This is a genomic window from Xanthobacter nonsaccharivorans, from assembly GCF_043194755.2.
Taxonomy (GTDB): Bacteria; Pseudomonadota; Alphaproteobacteria; order Rhizobiales; family Xanthobacteraceae; genus Xanthobacter; species Xanthobacter autotrophicus_G.
Genome location: NZ_CM195526.1, coordinates 4894237 through 4910332, shown reverse-complemented (window position 1 = coordinate 4910332; position 16096 = coordinate 4894237). Strand labels below are relative to the sequence as shown.

14 protein-coding genes are annotated in these 16096 nt (G+C 69.8%); 9 read left to right on the top strand and 5 right to left on the bottom strand.

The window, feature by feature from the left end:
• Window positions 1-85: 85 nt before the first annotated feature.
• A complete protein-coding gene (locus V5F59_RS22440) occupies window positions 86-739 on the top strand; it encodes a tetratricopeptide repeat protein (RefSeq protein WP_393980601.1) in 654 nt (217 codons plus the stop codon).
• 153 nt (window positions 740-892) lie between these two features.
• Here the strand turns inward: V5F59_RS22440 and V5F59_RS22435 are convergent, their stop codons facing one another.
• Both V5F59_RS22435 and V5F59_RS22430 read right to left on the bottom strand, forming a co-directional pair.
• Entirely contained in the window at window positions 893-1417 is a 525-nt protein-coding gene (locus V5F59_RS22435; RefSeq protein ID WP_393980603.1) for a DUF1036 domain-containing protein, read from the bottom strand.
• A gap of 19 nt (window positions 1418-1436) precedes the next feature.
• Window positions 1437-2411 carry a DMT family transporter gene (locus V5F59_RS22430; RefSeq protein ID WP_393980605.1) on the bottom strand — a complete coding sequence of 325 codons (975 nt, stop codon included), beginning with the start codon at window positions 2409-2411 and terminating at the stop codon, window positions 1437-1439.
• Window positions 2412-2657: 246 nt separating this feature from the next.
• Between V5F59_RS22430 and V5F59_RS22425 the strand changes: the two genes are divergently transcribed.
• Window positions 2658-2918: a DUF2312 domain-containing protein gene (locus V5F59_RS22425; RefSeq protein ID WP_393980607.1), complete on the top strand. Its 261-nt coding sequence runs from the start codon at window positions 2658-2660 to the stop codon at window positions 2916-2918.
• 43 nt (window positions 2919-2961) lie between these two features.
• Here V5F59_RS22425 and mepK read toward each other — a convergent pair whose 3' ends face one another.
• The 3 genes from mepK to V5F59_RS22410 all read right to left on the bottom strand — a co-directional run bounded on the left by mepK (window position 2962) and on the right by V5F59_RS22410 (window position 7604).
• Window positions 2962-4455, bottom strand: coding sequence for a peptidoglycan L,D-endopeptidase MepK (gene mepK / locus V5F59_RS22420; protein WP_393980609.1), 1494 nt, complete (start codon window positions 4453-4455; stop codon window positions 2962-2964).
• 395 nt (window positions 4456-4850) lie between these two features.
• A complete protein-coding gene (locus V5F59_RS22415; protein ID WP_393980611.1) occupies window positions 4851-6785 on the bottom strand; it encodes a L,D-transpeptidase family protein in 1935 nt (644 codons plus the stop codon).
• Window positions 6786-6905: 120 nt separating this feature from the next.
• On the bottom strand, window positions 6906-7604 hold the full coding sequence (locus V5F59_RS22410; RefSeq protein ID WP_393980613.1) for a response regulator: 699 nt from the start codon (window positions 7602-7604) through the stop codon (window positions 6906-6908).
• A gap of 309 nt (window positions 7605-7913) precedes the next feature.
• Between V5F59_RS22410 and V5F59_RS22405 the strand changes: the two genes are divergently transcribed.
• The 7 genes from V5F59_RS22405 (at window position 7914) to V5F59_RS22375 (ending at window position 15829) form a co-directional block, all read left to right on the top strand.
• Window positions 7914-9776 carry a M3 family oligoendopeptidase gene (locus V5F59_RS22405; RefSeq protein ID WP_393980614.1) on the top strand — a complete coding sequence of 621 codons (1863 nt, stop codon included), beginning with the start codon at window positions 7914-7916 and terminating at the stop codon, window positions 9774-9776.
• A gap of 110 nt (window positions 9777-9886) precedes the next feature.
• Window positions 9887-11254, top strand: coding sequence for a murein hydrolase activator EnvC family protein (locus V5F59_RS22400; protein ID WP_393980616.1), 1368 nt, complete (start codon window positions 9887-9889; stop codon window positions 11252-11254).
• Window positions 11251-12609, top strand: coding sequence for a S41 family peptidase (locus tag V5F59_RS22395; RefSeq protein ID WP_393980618.1), 1359 nt, complete (start codon window positions 11251-11253; stop codon window positions 12607-12609). The genes V5F59_RS22400 and V5F59_RS22395 overlap by 4 nt, the downstream gene beginning before the upstream one ends.
• Before the next feature lie 239 nt (window positions 12610-12848).
• The gene (locus V5F59_RS22390) at window positions 12849-13667 is read left to right on the top strand and encodes a transporter substrate-binding domain-containing protein (RefSeq protein ID WP_393980620.1); all 819 of its coding nucleotides are present in this window, start codon (window positions 12849-12851) and stop codon (window positions 13665-13667) included.
• Between the two features lie 128 nt (window positions 13668-13795).
• On the top strand, window positions 13796-14470 hold the full coding sequence (locus V5F59_RS22385; RefSeq protein WP_393980622.1) for an amino acid ABC transporter permease: 675 nt from the start codon (window positions 13796-13798) through the stop codon (window positions 14468-14470).
• The gene (locus tag V5F59_RS22380; RefSeq protein WP_393980624.1) at window positions 14467-15126 is read left to right on the top strand and encodes an amino acid ABC transporter permease; all 660 of its coding nucleotides are present in this window, start codon (window positions 14467-14469) and stop codon (window positions 15124-15126) included. The genes V5F59_RS22385 and V5F59_RS22380 overlap by 4 nt, the downstream gene beginning before the upstream one ends.
• The gene (locus V5F59_RS22375) at window positions 15104-15829 is read left to right on the top strand and encodes an amino acid ABC transporter ATP-binding protein (protein WP_393980626.1); all 726 of its coding nucleotides are present in this window, start codon (window positions 15104-15106) and stop codon (window positions 15827-15829) included. The genes V5F59_RS22380 and V5F59_RS22375 overlap by 23 nt, the downstream gene beginning before the upstream one ends.
• Window positions 15830-16096 lie beyond the last annotated feature (267 nt).

Genomic DNA, 16096 nt, shown 5'->3' with positions numbered 1-16096 from the left:
TGCTCGTCCGCCGCGTGCCGAGATGCCTCGGCCTTCCGTTGCCCCGTCCCCTCCACGGTTGCTCCGCCGCGCGCTGTGCGCCGGCGTGCCTGCGGCCGCCCTTCTCGGCCTGCTCCTCGCCGCCCCTCTCGTTGCCGCGCCCGCCGCCCATGCGCAGGCCCTGCGCGGCGACGGCACGTTCGGCCCCTTCGATCTCGACAAGGCGAACCCGCCGTCCCCCGGGCCCGAGGCGCCGCGGCCGCGGGTGCCGAAGGACAAGCGCACCCAGCTCGAAGGGCTGTTCGCCGCGCTGAAGGTGGCCCCCGACGACCGCAGCGCCAAGATCATCGCCGACCGGCTGGACCAGATCTTCGCCGAGTCCGGCAGCCCCACCGCCGACCTTCTGATGATGCGGGCCAATGCTGCCGCCGAGGCGAAGCAGACCGAGCTTGCCTTGCTGTTGCTCGACCAGGTGCTGCTGCTGGAGCCGGACTATATCGGCGCCCTCTCCCGCCGCGCGACCATCTTCTATGCGCGGGACGATTACGCTGCCGCCCTGGCCGACATCCGCGAGGTGCTGGCCCGCGAGCCGCGTCATTACGCCATGCTCTACGGCCTCGCCCTCATCTTCCGCGAGATCGGCGAGGAGAAGCGCGCGCTGGACGCGGTGCGCCGGGCGCTGGCGGTGAACCCCCACCTGGAAGGGGCGGCGGACATGGAGCGCCAGCTCTCGCTCAAGGTGGAAGGCCGGCCCATCTGATCCCGCCAATCGGACCTGATGGGCCCGATCGATCTCATGGGCTTCGGCCTTCGATCGATGCCCAGCGGGTCGAGGCCGCCCGGGTGTGTCACGGACGGCGGGGACGTGGCCAAAGCCCCGGGAGCCGAGCTCCTAGCTCCTGGCGCGCTCCGGCTACTTGCGTGCGGGCGGCGGCGGGGGCGGCACGGGGCCCGGACGGCGGGCGGGCTCGGTAAGCTGCACCGTCCAGTTCTTCTGCTCCTGGGTATCCACCTCGAAGAAGCCGGTGCGGTCATAGCCGTTCACCAGGCAGTCCTGGTTGCCGCGGGTGATGGTGAATTCCTTTTCCCGCGTGCACATGTAGGACTTGCCGGCCCATTCGCCGCCCTGGTCGTAGTCCACCGCATAAAGATAATAGAAGCGGGCCGAGAGGTCGCCGCGCAGCAGGGTCTCGCAGCTGTTGGCGGCGATGTTCCACCAGCCCTCGGTGGTCCAGATCTCCCCGTCCCGATAGCCGAGGGCGACGCCCACCCGGCTCTGGGTGCGGTTGCACAGGCGCAGCTCGGCGGCGGCGGGCGAGGGCAGGGCGATGCTGCCGGCCGCGCAGAGGAGCAGCAGCGCGAGCGCCCCCAGGAGGCGGCTCGCGGCGGTGCGTCGGGGGAGGATCGTCACGGTCATGCCGTCGAAGCAGCGGGACATGTCGGGTGCGTGTGTGCCCTCATGGCGAAGGTCCGTCAATCTCGGCTGCGGGGTTTGGCGGTATCTGCGGGCCAGATCGCGGCGACATGCGGGCGTCACCGGCGGTTCCGGCCGTTGACGCTGCGGCCGCCTTCGGCCGTGCCACCACGAGCCCGGCGACGATCAGGGCCCCGCCCAGGATCTGGAGCGCGAAGAGGGGCTCTTCCAGCAGCAGCGCGCCGAGCGCCGCCGCCGAGACCACCTCCAGGAAAAATACCAGCGCCCCGAAAGCCGGAGGCACGCTGGCGAGCCCCACCGCCATCAGCCCCTGCCCGCCCACCTGGCTCACCAGGGCGAGGGCGAGAAGGGCGGCCAGGCCGTGCCCGCTTGCGGGCCACAGGGTCGGCTCCAGCGCCAGTGCCACGGCCAACAGGATGACCGTGGTCACCAGCGCGGAGAGGAAGGACACTGAGGCCGCGCCCCGCCAGCGCCGGGCCCGCCCCACCGCCAGGAAATAGCAGGCGAAGAACACGGCGGTGGTGAGGCCGGCGGCGTCTCCCGGCAGGTGGTGGGGGTCGAACTGCCAGCTCTGCCCCACCAGGGCGAGGGCCCCGGCCACGCACAGGCCGAGCCCGGTCCAGCCGGCGGCGGTCACCTTCTGGCGCAGCACCAGCACGGCGAAAGCGGTGACCCACACCGGCGAGGTGGTGGCGAGCGCGGTGGCGTTGGCCACCGTGGTACCGAGGATGGCGAGGTGCCAGAAGAAGAGGTCGCCGGCGAAGAACGCCCCGGCGGCAAGGGACGCTCCGTCCATGCGGAAGGCGCGCCGCCCTTCGGCGAGGGCGGCCCAGGTGGCGAGCACCGGCAGGGCGAGGGCCACGCGCCAGAAGGCGCTGGCGAAGGGCCCCACATCCGCCTGCCGCACGAACAGCACCGAGGCGCCCATGGCCAGGGCTCCCAGCGTGAGGGTGGCGACGCCCAGGGCGAGCCGCCCATTGGCACGAGGTGCCGTCACCCCATACCCCCGATGGCGGGTCTCGCGCCGGTTGCGGCACCGCGACGGTGCGCCACTGCGTGGAAAGCGGGGACGAATCCTTGACGCAGGGCCTTGCGGGCGCCTCTATCGTCGGCCAACCCGGAGCCGGGTCCCGCCGGCCGCGTGCGGCAGGCCACCCGGAGCCCTTGAGGGCGCGTCTTGCGGCAGGTCCTGCCCGCCGCCGCGCGCGCCCGCCGATGACCCCCTGACCAGGAGAGCGACCAGGTGGCGGAAGAGTCAGATGCCCCCGCGGGCTTTGCCAAGGAACAGCTGAAGTCCTTCATCGAGCGCATCGAGCGGCTCGAGGAGGAGAAGAAGGCCATTGCCGACGATATCAAGGACGTGTTCGCCGAGGCCAAGGCCAACGGCTTCGACGTGAAGGCGCTGCGCACCATCCTGAAGATCCGCAAGGAGGATGTGGACGAGCGCAAGGAGCACGAGGCCATCGTCGAGCTCTATCTCCAGGCGCTGGGCATCTTCGTCTGAGGGCAGGACGGGCGCGGGCCGGTCCCGCGCCCCTGGAAGAGGATCACATGCGCTGCGTCAGGGCGACGGGCGGCTTGCCGCCACGCCCCGCATCGCCCGGCCGATCCACGAAGAACAGCCCGCCGCCCATGGCGAAGGCGGTGGCGCTGTGGGCCGGCTCCATCAGGTCGGCGAGGCTGCGCACCTCCGGCGTGCGCAGATAGGACTGGGCCGACAGGCGCGGCGCCATCAGCATCCGCCCATAGGACAGGTCCGCCGTGCGCACCGGCGCCGGCTTCGGTTCCGCCGCCTTGCTGCTGCGGCCGCGGCCTGCCGGAGGCTGGCCGGACGCGGGCTGCGCCATCTCTCCCGATGCATTCGGCACGTGCGCCATGAGCCCGCCCGCGAGGAAGCGCGCGCTGGCGGGCGCGGCCGCATAGCCAAGCGCCGGGGCATCCTCGGCATCCGTGCCGCGGGTGATGATGGGGGGAAGAGGCGCGTCGTCGGCCATCATGCTCGCGACCTGCCGGGCGCGTCCGGCGTCCGCTTCGGCGGGCCGGCGCGGGACGGGAATGGGCAGCACGCTGGTGGCCGTGCGCGCCAGCATGGCACCGGCCGCGAGCTCCGCCGGCCGGTTGGGCGGCAGGGGCGCGAGGGCTGCCACCAGCGGGCGCGCCGGCGCGCCGCGGGCGGGGGCGGTCTGCTCCGCCGGCGCGGGGTCGGTGGCCGGCTGCGCCGCGGCGACCGTGGTGGCTTCGCCGCCGCTCTCCTCGTCGTCCGCGTCCTTCTTGCCGAACAGCCGGGAGAACAACGTCTTGCCGCCGGCCGAGGCCATCTGCACGCCAGGCCTGGAGCCGCGGGCCTGGATCTCGGCCAGGGCCGTGTTGTAGCCGGAGAGGGGCCGCCCGTCGGACGGCACGTGCACGGTCTTGCCGTCCGGGAACACGCGGGCGAGCTGGTCGTGGCTCATGCGCGGCCAGTGGCGCACGTTGCCCGTGTCCATGTGCACGAAGGGCGAGCCGGAGGTGGGATAGAAGCCCACGCCGCCGCGCTGCAGCCGAAGACCGGCGACGCGCAGGTCGGTGAGGCTCACGCCGGGAATGTAGAAGTCCATGGCCTTGCCCAGCATGTGCTGGGAGAACTTGGCGACGCCGCTGGAGCGCGAGCGCAGCATGGAATTGGTCTCGGGCGAGCGGTAGGACGACACGATCTGGATGGGGGCCGAGGCGTTCACCTCGCGATAGACCTCCCACACGATGTCGAACAGCGCCGGGTCCATCTGCGTCGCCTTCTGGTTCCGCCAGTCGCGCAGGAAATGGTTGATCTTGGCCAGCGCCTCGGGGTCGTAGCGGCCGTTCTTCTTGAAGGTGAAGGTGCCGTCCTCGCCCGAATGGGTGTGGTGGAAGGTGAGGGTGCGGGTGTCGCCATTGGCGACCGCATTCTGCAGGGAGGAGGTCCCGGCGACGAGCAGGCTCGTACCGACGGCCGCGATCCGCAGCACCGGCAGGCAGCGCCGGCGCATGGATCGGACGGTGACGAGCGTGGAACTGAAGACCAATGTCGTGAACCCGAGGCTCAGATTTCAAGGACGCCGCAACTGTTGCCGCGACGCTATGGAGACAGAGTCTTGTCGGGTTCGGTTAAGGGTGGGTTGACACCCTTCGCCCCCTTGCGCGCGGATCCACGCAGATACCTTCGGGCCGCTCACACGACCGTGACTATCGGCGGAGTATGGCGAAAACGTGCCTCCACCTGTGCCTGGAAAGCCTCAGGCAAGCCCAAGGTACCGCTCAAGGCGCCGCAGAGGCGCGGCGTGCAGTCGCAGAAGGCGGGAGTGGCGCGAAGGTGAGGCTCGTAAAATCAATGACTTGAAGAAAAAGGCCGCCCCGACCTTCGCGGGTCGGGGCGGCCTTGTCGTGTTTCCTGGGGATCAGCGCGGCGAATCAGTGGGCCCTACCGGGTCTTCGGGGCCCGGCTGGCGGGGGCCGCGCCCTCGGCGATGCGCTGCTTGCCGTCGATGCCCAAGAGGGTCTTCACCTGGGCATTGATGCCGTAGAGGTCCTCGCGCATCACCAGCCGGCCGGCGTCGTCCATCAGCACGTTGAAATAGACGATGTGCACGGGGAAGCGCTGCTTCAGGTTGATGTAGCGCTCGGACGAGCCGAACATCTTGGAGATGCGCCCCTCGGTCCAGTTGTCGCCGGGCAGGCCGAGGTTGAAGATCACCTCGCCGAACTTCAGCGGCTCATAAACGCGCACGCAGCCGTGGCTGTAGGCGCGCCGGTCGTTCTGGAACAGCGTCTTGGACGGCGTGTCGTGCAGATAGACCGAGTGGTCGTTGGGGAACATGAACTTGATGCGCCCCAGCGCGTTGCGCTCGCTGGGCACCTGGCGGAACGAGTAGCCGCCCGAGCCGTTGCGCACCACCTCGATGCCGCGCCGGCTGAGGGCGGAGGGATCCGAGCGCAACAGCGGCATCATCTCGTTGCGGGCGATGGACGGCGGGATGTTCCAGGCCGGGTTCACCACGATGTACTGCATGTCCCGCGTCAGAAGCGGGGTCGGCGTCTCGGGCTTGCCTACCACCACGCGGGTTTCGTGGACCTTGCGGTCATTCTGCATCACCCGGACCATGAATTCCGGGATGTTGACCATCACATATTTCTCGCCGAGGTCGCGCGGCAGCCAGCGCCAGCGCTCCATGTTGGCGATCACGTCCGCCTTCAGGCTGCCGCCGGCGGGGGTCGCCGCCGCGTTCAGCGCCGCGAGGGTGGAGGGGCCGATGATGCCCGTGGGCTTGATGCCGACCGTCTCCTGATAGGCCTTCACGGCCTCCGCCAGCTGCGGGTCGTAGACGAGGTCGTCGGCGCGGCCGCCGGTGATGCCGAGGCGCGTGCGCAGGGACGGGATGCGGGCATCGCTCGCCCCCGGCTTGACCTGCGGGCCGCCCGGAATGGCGACGATGCCGGGCGCCGTCTTGCCCGCAACCTTGGCAAGCTGGGCCTTCAGCGCCTTGTAGCCGGCGTGGGGCGGGTTGAAGCTCGCCAGGGCGGCGTTCGCCTCCGGCGCATAGGCGATCCGGGTGAGGATGCCGAGGGGATCGGGGATCTCCCGCACCGGGGTCACCAGCGCGGAAATGCGGCCCGGATCGAACCGGCCGGACTGGGCGTGCCGCGCATAGGTCATGGCGGCCACGGCGATCCGAAGCTCGGTGCGGGCAAGGTCGGCGGCGTCCGTGCCCTTCAGGGCCGGCACGGCATAATCGGTGGGGTCGAGGCCATCCTCGCCGGCGGCCTCGAGCCGGGCGATGACGGCCTTGCCGCGGGGGTCGACGCCCTTCAGGTCCACGAACACCGGCATGTTCTGCCGGGCGCCGTAGAAGGTGACGAGCGCCTCCTGCTCCTTCTTCGAGGCGGTGAGCCGCTCCGGCGCGGCGAGCAGCGTGGCGATGCCCTCGGCGACGGGGGAGAGCGGGTTCTCCGCCACCACGGGGGAGGCGGCCGCCGCATCGGCCGGCTGGGCCACCACGGGCGGCGCCGCGGGAACGGCGGGGCCGTCGCCTGCCGAATCGACGCCGCCACGCACCGGCGCGCGCGCCGGAACGTTCGCCTGCGTCGCCGGCTGCGTCATCGGCGCGGCGGGGGCCGGCTGGGCGGCGGGCAGGGGCGGCAACGGGGTGGTCAGCGGCACATCGGCGGTGCCCATGCCCGCATGGCTGGTGACGGGCGCACCTGCCGGCGGGTCCGGCTGCTCCGCGAAGGCGGGGGCAAGACCGGGTGCGAGGCCCATGGTGGCCACAGACAGGCCGATGACGCCCGCCCGCATCAGGCGGGCCAGCGTATCGGCGAGAGTGCCGGAGGCGGGCTGGTCCCGCCGTGAGAAACGCATGGACATCTCCTCGCCCCACCTCAAGCTTCTGCTTTGGGTCCCCGCAAGGTGCTTCGTGCCGTGACGGGCCCGCCTTCGCAACTCACAAACGCGCGCGAATGCTGGCTTTTCACGCTTCTGTCACTCGGCAGCAACAACCCGCGGCGCGTCCGGTTCCATGGGGAGGTCGCAACCTACCGCCAAGCTCTCGATTTCCGCCAGCTTGCGGTAAAGGGTGGATCGGCCGATGCCCAGCCGGCGGGCTGTCTCGGCGAGGCGGCCGCCGTAGAGGCTGAGGGCGAACTGGATCGCCTCCGCCTCGATCTGCTCCAGCCGCCGCACGTGCCCGGCATCCTCCAGCCGGGTGATGGCGGGGAGGTCCGGGGCCGCGTCGCGCTGACGCGTCGCGGCGGGGAAGGGAACCACGGTGCCCGACGGCGCCGGTGCTGCGGGCGCGCAGGCGGACCCGGTGAGGCGGGCGAGGGTGATGGCGTTGGCAAGGGCCACCTCCAGCCTCAGCGCGCCGGCCGGCTTTACCACGAAATCCCGGGCGCCGGCGCGGATGGCGTCGGCGGCGGCATCGAGGCCCGCCGCGGTCACCTGCACCACCACCGGCACGGCCATGCCGCGCTTCTCCATGGCGGTGAGCACACCCATGCCATCAAGCCCCGGCACCACCATGTCCAGCAGCACCGCATCGAACGGCTCGGCGGACAGGCGCGCGAGCGCGGCGTCGCCGTCCGCGGCGAGGGTGCAGCGGTAGCCCTTGCGGGACAAGGCGGCTTCGAGGCGCGCCGCCTCGACGGGATCGTCTTCGACGAGAAGGAGGGAACGCATCATCACGGGGCGGGGAAACCGTCGGGCGGGAGAATCGGCCTGCAGCTTGGGCGGGCGATGGTTAACAAGACCTGAGGACCCGCCGCATTGCCGTTCCGGCGCGCCGTGTTTCGGCCCCCGCGCGGCGGCGCGCTTGCGGCGCGGGCCCATTGCGGCGATTTTGTCCGTCGAGCCCGGCGCGGGCGGTCCCGGCACGCATCTTCCGGATGCCGACCGGGCCGCCGCCCCTGCGCCGCCCCGGTATCTGGAGGTCCCATGACCCTTTCATCGTCCCGTTTGCCGCCCCGTTCGTCGCTGGCCGATTCGTTTTCGATGATCGTTCGTTCGCCGGATTTCCTGAGCGCCATCGCCTCCGCCTGCCGTGCCGCCCCGGCGGCGGCCGTTGCCGCACCGAAAACCGAGGTGCTGCCCGAGTGGAACCTTGCGGACCTCTATCCGGCCATGGATTCGCCTTTGCTGGAGGCGGACATGAAGGCCGCCGACGTGGAGTGCAAGGCGTTCGAGGAGGCCTACAAGGGCAAGCTGGCGGACATCCTGGCAAAGCCCGACGCCGGCACCGTGATGGCCGCGGCGGTGAAGCGCTATGAGGCGGTGGACGACCTCATCGGCCGGATCGCCTCCTACGGCAGCCTCGTCTATGCGGGCGACACCTCCGACCCGGCGCGCGCCAAGTTCTATGGCGACATCCAGGAACGCCTCACGGACGCCTCCACCCACCTCCTGTTCTTCACGCTGGAGCTGAACCGGCTCGACGACGCGGCTCTGGAGACGGCCATGGCCGATCCGGCCCTCGGCCATTACCGGCCGTGGATCGAGGACCTGCGCAAGGACAAGCCCTACCAGCTCGACGACAAGATCGAGCAGTTGTTCCACGAGAAGGCGAGCCCCTCGCGCAGCGCCTGGAGCCGCCTGTTCGACGAGACCATCTCCTCCCTGCGCTTCACGGTGGACGGGCAGGAGCTGGCCATCGAGCCCACGCTGAACCTGATGCAGGACCCCAAGGAAGAGGTGCGCAAGACCGCCGGCCTGGCGCTGGCGGACACCTTCGGCAAGAACCTGCGGCTGTTCACCCTCATCACCAACACGCTGGCCAAGGACAAGGAAATCTCCGACCGCTGGCGCGGGTTCGAGGACGTCGCCTCCTCCCGCCACCTTGCCAACCGGGTGGAGAAGGAGGTGGTGGACGCGATGGTGGCCGCCATCCGCGAGGCCTATCCCCGCCTGTCGCACCGCTATTACGCGCTGAAGGCGCGCTGGTTCGGCAGGGAGAAGCTGGAGTTCTGGGACCGCAACGCGCCCCTGCCCAAGGTGGAGAGCCGCGACATCGGCTGGGCCGAGGCCAAGGACACGGTGCTGTCCGCCTACGGCACCTTCTCGCCGAAGATGGCCGACATCGCCCGCACCTTCTTCGACAAGTCCTGGATCGACGCGCCCGTGCGCCCCGGCAAGTCGCCCGGCGCCTTCGCGCATCCCACCGTGCCGTCCGCCCACCCCTATGTGCTGCTCAACTACCAGGGCAAGCCGCGGGACGTGATGACGCTGGCCCACGAGCTGGGCCACGGGGTGCACCAGGTGCTCGCCGCCCGCCAGGGCGCGCTCATGGCGCCGACCCCGCTGACGCTGGCGGAGACCGCCTCCGTGTTCGGCGAGATGCTCACCTTCCGCCGGCTGCTGGAGGCGGCGGAGAGCCCGCAGGCCCGCAGAATCATGCTCGCCCAGAAGGTGGAGGACATGATCAACACGGTGGTGCGCCAGACCGCCTTCTACACCTTCGAGCGCCACGTCCACACCGAGCGGCGTCAGGGCGAGCTGACGGCCGAGAAGATCGGCGAGATCTGGATGCAGGTCCAAAGCGAGAGCCTCGGCCCGGCCATCCACCTCGGGGCGGGCTACGAGAGCTTCTGGACCTACATCCCGCACTTCATCCACTCGCCCTTCTACGTCTATGCCTATGCCTTCGGCGACTGCCTCGTGAACTCGCTCTATGCGGTCTACGAGAAGGCGTCCGACGGCTTTGCCGAGCGCTATCTGGAGATGCTGTCGGCCGGCGGCACCAAGCACCATTCGGAGCTGCTCGCCCCGTTCGGCCTCGACGCCCGCGACCCGGCCTTCTGGCAGACCGGCCTCAACCTCATCTCGGGAATGATCGGCGAGCTGGAGAGCATGGAGGGCTGAGGCCCCGCGTCGCGCCCGTCGCGGGACGGGCGTGACGATACTTCTGGATTGGGGAGCGGATCGGTGAAAGCTTTACCGCTCCTCAACCCTGTCGCGGCCAGGATCGGCTCATGACCTTCAAGGCCGGCCCGCTCCTCGCCGCCGCGCTGCTCGGCCTCGGCCCGGCGGCGCCGTCGGCGTTCGCGCAGGCGGTGCAGGGGACGCCGCAGGGTGGCGCGCCGGCCTCCGCGCCGCTGCCGCCCCCGGTCCCGGACCGCGCCCGTCCCCATCTCGACACCGACGCGCTGAAGGGCGATGTGCGCGGCGCCGACGAGGCGCAGCAGCGCCTGCGCGCCGATCTGGAGGCTGCGAAGGACAATCGCGGCCGCCTCAACCAGATGCTGGTGGAGACCACCGCCCGCGCCCGCTCCGTGGAGCAGCAGCTCACCGAGGTGGAGGGGCGCATGGCGATGCTCGATCGTTCCACCTCCGACCTCGGCGTGTCCCTTGCCCGGCGCCGCGGCGTGCTGGCGGAGGTGCTGGCCGCCCTCATGCGCATGGGCCGCACGCCGCCGCCGGCCCTGCTCATGCGGCCGGACGATGCCCTCGACGCGGTGCGCTCGGCCATCCTCCTCGGGGCCTTGCTGCCGGAGCTGCGGGTGGAGGCGGAGACCCTCGCCTCCGACCTGTCGGAGCTGGGCCGCGTGCGCGGCGAGCTCGCCGCGGCCAAGGAGACGCTCACCCGCCTGCGCTCCGAGCTGGACGACGACAGCCGCCGCATCTCCGCCCTGGTGACGGAGCGTCAGCGCCGGCAGGCGGAGGAGCATCCCCTTCCGCCGGCGGAGAAAACCCAGGCGGACCAGGTGGCGAAGGGCACGTCCGACGTGCACGATCTCGTGACCCGGCTGGAGAGCGAAGTGGGGCCTGCCGCCCGCGCGGCGGATGCGGCCAATGCCGTCACCCGCCCCGCCGAGCCCGGCAAGCCGGACCTCGCCGCGCTGGAGAATACCGCCCGCATCACCCCGGCGATTTCTTTCGCTCAGGCTAAGGGCTTGCTGCCGCTGCCGGTTGCCGGCGTGCCGCTCCGCACCTTCGGGCAGGGGGACGGGGTGGGCGGCACCGACAAGGGCCTCACCATCGCCACCCGCGCCGGTGCCCCGGTGAGCGCGCCGGCGGACGGCTGGGTGGTCTATGCGGGGCCGTTCCGCAGCTACGGCCAACTCTTGATCATCAACGCGGGCGGCGGGTACCATGTCCTGATGGCAGGCATGGACCGGATCACCGTGGAGCTCGGCCAGTTCGTCCTCGCGGGCGAGCCGGTGGCGGTGATGGGCGGTGCCCCGAGGCCGGCGGCGCCGCGCCTTGCCGGGGCGACCGCGCAGGGCCCTGTTCCGGTCACGGGACAGCCCCAATTGTATGTCGAGTTCCGCAAAGACGGAAATCCGGTCGATCCAACGCCCTGGTGGGCGGCAACGGACAGTCAGAAGGTACGTGGATGATGCGTCGTACGTCTTTATTCCTTTTCGGCGTTGCGGCGGGTGCCCTGGTGGCCGTCGCCGCGGTACAGCCGCGTGCCTTCCTCGGCACCACGGCCGAGGCGGCATCGTCCGATTTCTATCAGAAGCTCAACCTGTTCGGCGAAGTGTTCGAGCGGGTGCGGGCCGACTACGTGGAAAAGCCGGATGACGGCAAGCTGATCGAGGCGGCCATCAACGGCATGCTCTCCTCGCTCGATCCGCACTCGTCCTACATGGACGTGAAGAATCATCGCGACATGCAGGTGCAGACCCGCGGCGAGTTCGGCGGCCTCGGCATCGAGGTGATCATGGAAGACGGCCTCGTGAAGGTGATCTCTCCCATGGAGGGAACGCCCGCGGCCCGTGCCGGCATCATGGCGGGCGACCTCATCGTCAAGCTCGACAACGACCAGGTCCAGGGCCTGACCCTGAACGAGGCCGTGGACAAGATGCGCGGCGCGGTGGGCACGCCCATCACCCTCACCATCGCCCGCAAGGGCATCGACAAGCCCATCGAGCTGAAGGTGGTGCGCGACACCATCAAGATCCAGACGGTGCGCTCGCGCGTCGAGCAGGACGACATCGCCTACATCCGCATCAACTCCTTCACCAACGAGCAGACCTACGAGGAGCTGAAGAAGGCCATCGAGGACCTCACCGCCAAGATCGGCGCGGACAAGGTGCGCGGCTACGTCATCGACCTGCGCAACAATCCCGGCGGCCTGCTCGACCAGGCGGTGGACGTCTCCAGCGCCTTCCTCAACCGTGGCGAGGTGGTGACCACCCGCGGCCGGAACCCGGACGAGACCCAGCGCTACAACGCCCGCCGCAGCGACCTGACCAAGGGCAAGCCGGTGATCGTGCTGGTGAACGGCGGCTCCGCCTCGGCCTCCGAGATCGTGGCCGGCGCCCTGCAGGACCACAAGCGCGCGACGGTGCTCGGCTCGCGCTCCTTCGGCAAGGCCTCGGTGCAGACCATCATCCCGCTCGGCCCGAACGGGGTGAACGGCGCCCTGCGCCTCACCACCGCCCGCTACTACACGCCCTCCGGCCGCTCCATCCAGGCCAAGGGCATCGAGCCGGACATCGTGCTGGTGCAGGACATGCCCGACGAGCTGAAGATCAAGCTCGGCGCGAACATCGACTCCACCCGCGGCGAGGCGTCCCTGAAGGGCCATCTCAAGAACGGCGACGACGAGCAGACCGGCTCGCCGGCCTATGTGCCGCCGGATCCGAAGGACGACACCCAGTTGAAGCTCGCCGTCGAGCTGATGAAGGGCACGGTGAAGAACGCCGCCTATCCGGCGACGCCGAACAAGACCTCCCAGGCCAACTGATCCGCAGCCGGGGCCTTGCCCCGACTGCCCAGAACCTGGGCGCCCATGAATTGGGCAAATGCCCCGTCCGAGACTTCGGACGGGGCATTTCCGTTTCAGGCTTTCCCCATCCCCCTGTCGCCGATCCAAGACGCCCGTAAGTCATGCGTGTACCGCCAGCCTTGGCACACGCCTTGCTGATCTCCCTGCAAAGGGATGCCCATGCGGTGGCGATGGGCATCTGTGCGGAGGCAGGGCAGATGGGTGTTGATCGCAGGACTTTCCTCGGCCGGGCGCTGGCTGTCGGCGCGCTGGCGGGGGCTATCGCATCGGTTGCCTTGGGCCTGTCGGCCGGCCCCGCGGCCGCCGAGGCGCTGGACGACATCCTGAAGGCGGGCGTCATCAAGATCGCCGTGCCGCAGGACTTCCCGCCCTTCGGCTCGGTGGGCACGGACCTCAAGCCCCTCGGCTACGACATCGACGTGGCCAACCTCATCGCCAAGGGCCTCGGCGTGAAGGCGGAGCTGGTTCCCGTGACCAGCGCCAACCGCATTCCCTACCTGCAGACCAAGAAGGTGGACCTCGTCATCTCCAGCCTGGGCAAGAATCCGGACCGGGAGAAGGTGATCGACTTCTCGGTGGCCTACGCCCCCTTCTTCAACGGCATCTTCGGCCCGGCCGACGTGAAGGTGGAGAAGGTGGAGGACATCGCCGGCATGACCGTGGGCGTCACCCGCGGCTCGGTGGAGGACCTGGAGCTGACCAAGGTCGCCCCGCCCACCGCCGACATCAAGCGCTACGAGGACAACAACTCCACCATCTCGGCCTTTCTCTCGGGCCAGGTGAAGGTGGTGGCCACCGGCAACGTGGTGGCTGCCGCCATCCTCGCCCGCAACCCGCCGAAGAAGCCGCAGGTGAAGGTGCTCATCAAGAACTCCCCCTGCTACGTGGGCCTCAACAAGGACGAGCCCAAGCTGCTGGAGAAGGTGAACGCCATCCTCGCGACGGCGAAGGCGGATGGGTCATTGGAGAAGATCTCCGAGAAGTGGCTGGGCGCGCCGCTGCCGAAGGATCTGTGAGGCCCGACCACCCCATGGGGGCAAGCGGGCGGCCGCCTCGGGCCGCCGCCTGACCTCCCTCCCAGCCGGGAGGAGGCCCCGGCAACACAGCGGGCAGGCGGCACGGCCGCCATCGGGGGCGCGCACAGATGGCCTACAGCTTCGATTTCTCAGCCCTGGCCGACTATGGGCCGGTGATCGCCAAGGGCGTCGCCGTCACCGTGGAGCTCATCGCCGTGGGCGGCGTGCTGGGCGTGGGCCTCGGCATCGGCTGCGCCTGGGCGCGCACGCTGGGGCCCAGATGGCTGAGGCCCATCGTCTCCGCTTATGTGGAGCTGATCCGCAACACGCCGTTCCTGATCCAGCTGTTCTTCATCTTCTTCGGCCTGCCGGCGGCCGGCTTCTCGCTGACGGAGATGCAGGCGGCCATCCTCGCCATGGTGATCAACCTCGGCGCCTATGCCTGCGAGATCATCCGCGCCGGCATCGAGGCCACCCCGCGCGGCCAGTTCGAGGCCGGCGCCTCCCTCGCCATGAGCCCGATCCAGACCTTCCGCCACGTGGTGCTGGTGCCGGCCCTGCAGAAGATCTGGCCGGCGCTGACCTCGCAGATGGTCATCGTCATGTTCGGCTCCGCGGTCTGCTCGCAGATCTCGGTGGAGGAGCTGACGTTCGCCGCCAACTTCATCCAGTCCCGCACCTTCCGCGCCTTCGAGGCCTATATCGTCGCCACCCTCCTCTATCTGCTGCTGGCGGTGCTGTTGCGGCAGGTGATGCGGGGCATCGGCGCTTTGGTGTTCCCCCGGCGGAGGGCCGCGCGATGATGCAATTCTCCACCTGGGACATCGTCTCCAACCTGCTGCTCGCCGCGCGCTGGACGGTGCTGCTCTCCCTCCTCGCCTTCGCCGGCGGCGGGGCGGTGGGACTGGTGGTGCTCTATGCCCGCATCGCGCGGCACCGGTGGCTGAACCGGGCGGCGACCCTCTATATCGAGCTGTTTCAGGGCACCCCGCTGCTGATGCAGCTGTTCCTCCTCTTCTTCGGCCTGCCGCTGCTCGGCCTCGACGTCTCGCCCTGGGCGGCGGCCTTCGTCTCGCTCACCCTGTGGAGCTCGGCCTTCCTGGCGGAGATCTGGCGCGGCTGCGTGGAGGCGATCCCCAGGGGGCAGTGGGAGGCTTCCTCCTCCCTCGCCATGAGCTTCTTCGAGCAATTGCGCCACGTGGTCCTGCCGCAGGCCATGCGCATCGGGCTGCCGCCCACGGTGGGCTTCTCGGTGCAGGTGGTGAAGGGCACGGCGCTCACCTCCATCATCGGCTTCGTGGAGCTGTCCAAGGCCTCCACCATCATCACCAACGCCACGTTCGAGCCGTTCACCGTCTACGGCTTCGCCGCCCTCATCTATTTCGCGCTCTGCTGGCCCCTGTCGAAGTCGAGCCAGATCCTGGAGAGGAAGCTGAATGTCGCTCATCACCATCACTGAGGTGCGCAAGCGCTTCGGCCAGAACGAGGTGCTGAAGGGCATCAACCTGGACGTGGAGCCGGGCGAGGTGATCGCCATCATCGGCAAGTCCGGCTCCGGCAAGTCGACGCTCCTGCGCTGCATCAACGGGCTGGAGACCATCGACGAGGGCTCCATCATGGTCGCCGGCGCCCAGCTGGCGCCGGACGAGGTGCACCTGCGGGCGCTGCGCCTCAAGGTCGGCATGATCTTCCAGGGCTTCAACCTGTTCCCCCACCTCTCGGCCGGGCGCAACGTGATGCTCTCGCCCATGGTGGTGAAGAAGGTGTCGCAGAAGGAGGCGGAGGCCGAGGCGCGGGTGCGGCTGGAGCAGGTGGGCCTCGGCCACAAGTTCGAGGCCTATCCCGACCAGCTGTCCGGCGGCCAGCAGCAGCGCGTCGCCATCGCCCGCGCGCTGGCCATGAAGCCCCTCGCCCTGCTGTGCGACGAGATCACCTCCGCCCTCGACCCGGAGCTGGTGAACGAGGTGCTGGCGGTGGTGAAGACGCTGGCCGAGCAGGGCATGACCCTGCTCATGGTGACCCACGAGATGCGCTTCGCCCGCGAGGTGTGCGACCGCGTGGTGTTCATGCACCAGGGCCGGGTGCACGAGATCGGACCGCCGGAGGAGGTCTTCGCCCATCCGAAGACGCCGGAGCTGAAGCAGTTCCTCGGTGTTGGTTGACGCTCCCCTCGGCCACGCGGCCCGCCGGTTTCCACAAGCCCGTGCCGCGGATCCGGCGGCATCGTCCCCGCCGCCTTTGCTGCGCCGCATTGAAAGAGCATTTTCCGTTTGACGCCTGCGCAGGAAGTGGCGGTGGTCGGCGCGGTTCTTGCCCGGCTTCCCTTCATCGTGCGCAAGGCCGCGCCGGACAAAGGTTCCCGGTGGGGCAGGCGGGTCCTCGGCGGTGGTTTTCCGCCACCTTCGGGGGCGTAAAAGGCAGCTGGTGGC